The following is a 6,549-nucleotide window of genomic DNA, read 5'->3' as shown; positions in this document are numbered from 1 at the left end:
AATCTGCGCTTCGCTGTGCTTGCTCTTGCTCATACTGCTCTCCTCCCTGAATCCGAAATCATACTTGCGTAGGTGCGGATCCAAGGGAGCAGGTCATTCCAGCGTTCGGAAGGCCGCAGGAACTTATAAATAAGGAATTGAGGACGGCACACCTTACCGTGGTGATGTTTTGAAACAAGATCGGTGCCCCGTCTGACGTGAGAGGAGAGCTCACAGGTACCCTGGAAGAGTTTCAAATTGCATTGCAGCGGTATGGGGAGATCGACCCTTACTTTCCGCCAGAAGATAACCGCCCGATGCTATATGTCTATTTTCGTGAGCAGACAGAACCGGATTCGTCAGTGTCTACCAAGTGTGTTCTTCTTCTTCGCTATAAGCTGAAGCCTGGCGCTTCCCAGCAGTTCCGAAAACTATTGAAGGATGTTCTCGAGGTGCATCAAGGAACCGGCCTTCCTCGCGTACACGCTACATACCTACCGCCCTCCAAGAACAAGAATGCCGCAGAAATTCTGCTCCACCTTGCGTTATAGCAGAGAGTCTGAATCATTAAGCCTAACAATTTGAATAGTTTACTTAGATGTATTCAGCTGACCGTTAACGCGTCGCCCTCTCAAGGCGAAGAGTTAACGGTTCAGCCGCATTTGATATTTATGTTCAATGAGCGGGAGTCTTTGCGGTCATTCTGACCGTCTTTGACCTCAATTTTTGGTGAATCGCAAGTCAGTCAATTGCCGCCACGGGGCGTGACCTAACAATAAACAAACCAAGGAGCGGTTTGCTCCAGAAGAGAATGCACGAATTGATGCGTTTTAAAGATTGCTGCCATAGGCTTGATAGAAGCAAGAGACCACTTAATCTTCACGCAGGAGAAGTAGGGAGATTTGAGACCTGACTCAGTTTCGAAACAAGCCCAGCAAACAAATAGGCAATCGACAGATAGGTTATTGGTGAGTCGACGTGAAGCGGCATGGCGCCTTTCGATCAGTCTCAGAGCCTTGGATTATCTAATCGCTGGTGGTTTTATTCAAAGTAAGAGAATCGGTTCAAGGGTTTTAATTCCTGCTCAGGCGCTTGTCAAATTCGCATCGTCAAATCATCCGGGACCGTTGGCCAAGTGAAAATTTTGAGCAATTCCGAAACGTTTCTCCTTTATCAAAAACATTAGAGGGCGCGTCCGGTCGGAATCAGGGCTTCAATTCTTTTGGCATCACCTAACAGTACCCGATAGGACAAGTTGGGTAGGAGGCGAACCTCCTCTAGTGTGTGCAAACTCAAACTGCGGGACCTGGCTTTAAGTTGCAAGATGATTTCCATCTGAGGCCAACAGATCCAATCGATCGCGCCGCGAAATGATCTACCCGCAGCTTGAGCTACACGCCCACGAGCCGTAGCCCAATCTTGAAAGACTTTCTCGTCATTAACCTTTGCTTCCAGCTGGAGTGCAATGTCTACATCGCCTAGGCGCTCAATGTTGGATAGTATGCTGCCGAACAAGATCACATCACTAATTCGATAGAGATATTCGGAGGTGGAGTTAACCCTATGAACCCGTTCCATGAAGTGGGCAAGTGCTTTTTCGGCGGTCTTCCGGTGAATGGGCTTGGCTGCCGTCGTATGTGCCAACGCTTCTCCCTGTAACGTCAGCTCGAACCATTGATGCGCATTCTCCCACTGCTGGTTGATATACCCCAAGAGAACGAGTTCGTTCAGAAACGCGGCGGCGTTTTCTTGACTTAGCTCCAACGCCGTTTCGGCCTTTCTGACAGAAATTCCCTTGAAATAATGCTTCCTCAGAAAGTTGCGTACTTTTAACGCCGACTGCCCCGCAATGTTTTGCTCGGTTGTGACTCGCATAGATTTCCTCCCTAGGAACAGCTTGTGACGGACTGCTTCTTGTCGATTGCAATTCCACCCATCAGGCTGGGAACTGCATCCTTCAAGAGCGCTGTCAGCATGCTGCACTTCCGATACTCGGTCAAATTTGATTCGGAAGTTCTGGGGGAAGTGCAGATCTCCCTACAGTGACGTACATCGATGAGTCAGAGATGTTGGTTACACGGCTGAAGACGGTCGCAAATCTTATGGAAATTTATGTCTGAATGCGAAAAGCCCCGTTCGATGGGGGTAATTTGACCGAAATTCGAGACGGGGTTATTTCATATATGGCTGCAAGGCTCGATATGCCGACAGCAGGGGATAGCCATGAACACAGCTCTAGATTCAACGCGCTTCCTGAGTACCAAGGAACTCTCAAAGCTTCTTGGGATTGCAGAAGGCACTTTAAGGCAATGGCGTTCCTCAGAGGTCGGTCCGAAATGGCACAAGCTGAGGGGAAGTGTTCGCTATGATAAAACCGACGTGGAGAATTTTCTCCACGAGAGCGAGCGTATTCCGTCTGTGCGGGCACACATGGAGGAACACCTTGTCTCTGTTTCGTCCCAAAGATAGTCGTTACTGGTGGTACTCGTTCTACTTCGATGGAGAACGGCACCGCAAGAGTACGAAGAAAACCAAGAAGACCGCTGCGGCGGTTGTTGAAGCCAGCTTGCTGGCGCACCTTCAGCAAGGCGATGCCATCGAGTTGGGTAGGAAGAAACCTCCTGTCCTCAGAGACCTTGCAGAACGGTTTCTGGAATGGGTGGACAATTCGCAGCAGCTGACGCCCAACGGAAAGCGATATTACCGTTACGGATGGCGGTTGTTACGTCTGTCCAAGCTTGCCGGCATGAGGATCGACCACATCTCGCAAGACGTGGCCGAGTCAATTGTCTTTGAGCGACCACTGCTTAACAGGAAGAAGAAAGATAAGGAAGGGAGGTATGAAGAAAAGAAGGAGACGGTGACCTGCACCGGCCATTACACGAACCAGGCTCTGCGCACCTTGAAGCGAATGCACAACAAGGCCGTTGAATGGAAGCTATTGCGGGATGCTCCGAAGATCAGGCTATCGAAGGCTCCTGGGCGGGATCGGATGATAGATGAGCGGGCAGAGGATGAACTCGAGCAGGCTTATTTAGAACCGGTCGAACACCGCAGGATCAAACGGCTCAGGCAGCAGGCTTGGCTGGTCGTGGTCATCCTGCAGGACAGTGGCATGCGACCGGACGAGGTTTTTCCCATGCGAATCGAAAACATCGACTGGGATCAGAACCGCATTTGGGTTCCGGAGGGCAAGACGGATAACGCCACCCGCTTCGTACCGATGAGCGACCGCATGAAGACCATGTTGCGAGGGTGGTGCGGATCGAGAAAAGAGGGTTGGGTTTTTTCTTCCTCTCGTTCGAAGTCCGGTCATCTCACAACGATTGCCAAGGGCTTTCAGGCTGCCCGAGGAAGGGCGGGGCTGGATAAGAAACTGGTCCCGTATTCAGCAAGGCACACCTACGGCACCTACACGATGGAAAAGAGCGGCAATGCCTTTGCAGTAAGCAAGTCCATGGGGCACGCCGACCTGAAGTCGATGGAGCCGTATCAGCACCAGGAACTGGAACCACTGCGGATTGCGATCAACCAGCGCAACCGGCGAAAAAAGTTTGGTCAGGTTTTTGGTCATGTTTCGGAAAACGCATCGTAGGGAGCAAACGAACCGGTAACGGTAAGTGCTTGAGAGATTGGGAGAAAGTGGTGGACGCGGTAGGGATCGAACCTACGACCAGTCGATTAAGAGTCGAATGCTCTACCAACTGAGCTACGCGTCCTTTTGTTTTTTGCTCCTGGAGGGGAGGTCGGCAAGAGTCTTCGCTTGGGATGTTGCAGGCTGGACTCAATCGCTCGACTTATTAAAGATAACACAGCTTGCAGCGTAAATTGCGCGATGCAAGCTGTGAGTTAGTTGAAATAAGTCGATGTCTACTAGCGGATGAGGTAGTCCGCAGGTGGTGATGTTGCTCTCTACTAACCGACGAAGTCTACGTTGGCGCGGTGAGGGATGATGCCGCGATCGTAGCCCATGGCGAGTAGCTTGCGAATCGCGTCCTTGCCGTCTTCGCCGTAGTTGAGAGTGCGCTCGTTGACATACATGCCTACAAATCGATTAGCGAGCGTTGGGTCAAGATCACGAGCGAACTGCATCGCGTAGGCCAGAGCCTCTTCGCGGTTATCGAGGGCGTGCTGAATGCTGTCGCGTAGAGCGTTGGTCGTGGTGAGGAGCGTCTCGGCTCCCAAGGAGCGGCGGATTGCGTTACCACCGAGTGGAAGAGGCAGACCCGTTTGCTCGCGCCACCATTGGCCGAGGTCGAGCAGCTTGATGAGGCCGTCGTTTGCGTAGGTGAGTTGGCCTTCGTGGATGATGAGACCGGCATCGAACTCGCCGGCGACTACGGCGGGGATTATTTTGTCAAAAGGAACGGTGACGGTTTCGATCTCGGGTGCGAAGAGCTTAAGCGTGAGGTAGGCGGTGGTAAGGGTGCCCGGGACCGCGATGCGTGTCTTCTTGACCTCGTCGAGGGAGAGCTTGCGCGGCGCTACGATCATGGGGCCGTAGCCTTCGCCAACGCTGCCTCCGCAGGACATGAGCGTGTAGTTGTCCTGAAGATAAGGGTAGGCGTGGAAAGAGATAGCCGTGACGTCGTAGAAGGCCTCGTTGATTGCGCGGTGATTGAGGGTCTCGATGTCAGTGAGAGTGTGGGTGAACTTGAAGCCGGGGACTCTGACCTTGTTCGTGGCGAGGCCGTAGAACATAAAGGCGTCGTCGGAGTCGGGGCTGTGGGCGATAGCGATTTCCCGAATTGCGGTGCTTGCGGTGGTCATGACGCTTCCTTCGGTATTTATGTGCTGTGAGATGCGCAGGGGAGTGGGGGTCTGCGCTGGGGTGGGTGCCCGGGGGCTGATGGGTTATGACTGACGCCAGCGTTGGATGGAGCTGAAGATGCCGGCGGCGGCGGTGATCTTGACTACCTCCCCGGGGAGGAATGGGGCTACGGCCATGGTCCAGGTGGCGGCGGGGCCGATGTGAAGGAGATGGGCGAGCCATCCTGCTCCGAGGAGGAAGATAGGTGCGCTGGCGAGGGTGGCGGCTACGAGGCCGGCGCGGAAGCGGGTGGTGACGCGCTGCATGGCGCGTACTGCCCAGCCGGCTGTGGCTGCGGCCAGAGGATAGGAGAAGAGATAGCCCGCGCTGGGGCCGATCAGGTGTGCGATGCCGCCGACGCTGTGCGGGGTGAAGACGGGGAGGCCCATCGCGCCTTCGGCGAGATAGAGGACCATCGCGGAGAATCCGACGGTCGGACCGAGCAGCATGCCGATGAGGATGACGGCGAAGTTCTGCAGGGTGAGGGGCACGGGCGTGAAGGGAAGCGGCAGGGAGACGTGGGCGCAGAGGGCGACGAAGGCACTGGCCGCGACGGTGAGGATGACCTTGCCGGAGAGAGTGTCCTGCAGCGATCCGGAGCGGTGGGAGAGACCGAGTTGAGAGGTGGCGGATTGCATGCGGAATATCCTTTCGTGCTGGTGGTGCCGTGATGAGATTGCTTCGGCGGCAGAGTGATGTCTGCTTCTACGATGCCTGCCGTTCCAGAGAGTCAGCTCTTCGATTGTAAGCCAGAGAAGATATTTTTCGGTGGGGCGGTATGAAGTAGGTACGTGGTGGGCGGAAGTGGGTTTTCCACTTGACGGTGGGGGGAGTGGAGTTTGTACTTGAGTTTGAGATGACTCGTTCGAGTACAACAGGCGTGGTGGCGAAGCGGTCGGGTGCGATCGTGCGTCTGTATGAGCGGGGCCGGGTGGGGTGGCGGAAGGTTGCTACCGGCGCGGCAGCGGTGCTCACGGTAGCGATGGCGTACCACGTGATCTTCGGGCAGAACGGGTTGACGGTGTATCAGCAGAAGCGGAACGATACCCAGAGCCTGGATGGCCAGCTGCGCAGCCTGCAACGGGAGAACGACCTGTTGAAGGGGCATGTGGGGCGGTTGAAGAGCGATCCGAACGCGATTGAGCATCAGGCTCGCGAGGAGCTGCACTATACCAAGCCGGGCGAGGTGATTGTGTATATGCCTGCACCCACTGGAGCGACATCGGCTGGGTCTGCCAGCGTCGCCAAGCAGTAAGACTGTACCGCTAAGACTGAGACAATTCCGCGCCTATTTCGTGTTTCCTCGATGCATTTTCGTGGTGGCTCGACGGTGGGATGGGTGTTTTTCGTGGTGGAACCACCATCGTTCGGAGCAGCTTCTGATCGTCCCCTTCTAAGTCGATCGGGTTGAAGTCTTTCTGTTTGACCCTCCCCCTCACCCCCTGTGGGTATTTTGGGTGTAAGTCCTTTGGATGGCGTCGTTTACAGAGGGTTGGTAGCTGGTAAAATATGCCATTCAAAGGACTTACGTGCAAAATATTGTTTTCAAAAGGGTTAGCGGCCAGTATTCGAAGGATCGTAGCTCCGAGTCTCGATCTTCTTCTTTCGCTGTTTCTATTTTATCCGGTTGGTTATAACTCATGCGCCATGCGGAGTCGCTTGGTTGGCGCGGGTTTTGGTGGTTTCGAGGATTGACAGTTGTTTGAGCTTTCGTCAGGGGGCTTTGCGAATTTGCATACGAGAGTGCAAAAGCAGATTCC

At 54.2% G+C, this 6,549-nt stretch carries 6 protein-coding genes and 1 tRNA gene; 3 read left to right on the top strand and 4 right to left on the bottom strand.

Going from position 1 to position 6,549, the window contains the following annotated elements; genetic code table 11:
- Positions 1-1,161: 1,161 nt before the first annotated feature.
- The gene (locus GSQ94_RS19740) at positions 1,162-1,854 is read right to left on the bottom strand and encodes a hypothetical protein (RefSeq protein WP_158945593.1); all 693 of its coding nucleotides are present in this window, start codon (positions 1,852-1,854) and stop codon (positions 1,162-1,164) included.
- A gap of 348 nt (positions 1,855-2,202) precedes the next feature.
- Between GSQ94_RS19740 and GSQ94_RS21975 the strand changes: the two genes are divergently transcribed.
- Together GSQ94_RS21975 and GSQ94_RS19730 are read left to right on the top strand one after the other, a co-directional pair.
- Positions 2,203-2,448, top strand: a complete 246-nt coding sequence (locus GSQ94_RS21975) for a helix-turn-helix domain-containing protein (protein WP_158945591.1) — start codon at positions 2,203-2,205, stop codon at positions 2,446-2,448.
- Positions 2,345-3,574 (top strand): tyrosine-type recombinase/integrase, encoded by a 1,230-nt coding sequence (locus tag GSQ94_RS19730; protein WP_254064009.1) that lies wholly within the window; start codon positions 2,345-2,347, stop codon positions 3,572-3,574. The genes GSQ94_RS21975 and GSQ94_RS19730 overlap by 104 nt, the downstream gene beginning before the upstream one ends.
- Before the next feature lie 48 nt (positions 3,575-3,622).
- Here the strand turns inward: GSQ94_RS19730 and GSQ94_RS19725 are convergent.
- From GSQ94_RS19725 to GSQ94_RS19715, 3 genes are all read right to left on the bottom strand, one after another.
- A tRNA-Lys gene (locus GSQ94_RS19725) sits at positions 3,623-3,698 on the bottom strand.
- A gap of 196 nt (positions 3,699-3,894) precedes the next feature.
- Positions 3,895-4,749: a menaquinone biosynthesis family protein gene (locus GSQ94_RS19720; protein WP_158945587.1), complete on the bottom strand. Its 855-nt coding sequence runs from the start codon at positions 4,747-4,749 to the stop codon at positions 3,895-3,897.
- An 84-nt stretch (positions 4,750-4,833) separates the two neighbouring features.
- Complete coding sequence (locus tag GSQ94_RS19715; RefSeq protein WP_158945585.1) at positions 4,834-5,427, bottom strand: biotin transporter BioY; 594 nt, start codon at positions 5,425-5,427, stop codon at positions 4,834-4,836.
- A 218-nt stretch (positions 5,428-5,645) separates the two neighbouring features.
- Between GSQ94_RS19715 and GSQ94_RS19710 the strand changes: the two genes are divergently transcribed.
- Positions 5,646-6,044, top strand: a complete 399-nt coding sequence (locus tag GSQ94_RS19710; RefSeq protein ID WP_158945583.1) for a septum formation initiator family protein — start codon at positions 5,646-5,648, stop codon at positions 6,042-6,044.
- The last annotated feature ends 505 nt before the right edge of the window (positions 6,045-6,549 follow it).

It is taken from the genome of Granulicella sp. S190 (genome assembly GCF_009766095.1).
In the GTDB taxonomy this organism is placed as follows: Bacteria; Acidobacteriota; Terriglobia; order Terriglobales; family Acidobacteriaceae; genus Edaphobacter.
The sequence above is the reverse complement of the archived record's forward strand: the minus strand, read 5'-3'. Positions and strand labels throughout refer to the sequence as shown.

Coding starts and splice junctions, on each gene's coding strand:
- GSQ94_RS19740 (WP_158945593.1), bottom strand. CDS start 1,854: ATGCGAGTCACAACCGAGCAAAACATTGCGGGGCAGTCGGCGTTAAAA.
- GSQ94_RS19720 (WP_158945587.1), bottom strand. CDS start 4,749: ATGACCACCGCAAGCACCGCAATTCGGGAAATCGCTATCGCCCACAGC.
- GSQ94_RS19730 (WP_254064009.1), top strand. CDS start 2,345: ATGATAAAACCGACGTGGAGAATTTTCTCCACGAGAGCGAGCGTATTC.
- GSQ94_RS21975 (WP_158945591.1), top strand. CDS start 2,203: ATGAACACAGCTCTAGATTCAACGCGCTTCCTGAGTACCAAGGAACTC.
- GSQ94_RS19715 (WP_158945585.1), bottom strand. CDS start 5,427: ATGCAATCCGCCACCTCTCAACTCGGTCTCTCCCACCGCTCCGGATCG.
- GSQ94_RS19710 (WP_158945583.1), top strand. CDS start 5,646: ATGACTCGTTCGAGTACAACAGGCGTGGTGGCGAAGCGGTCGGGTGCG.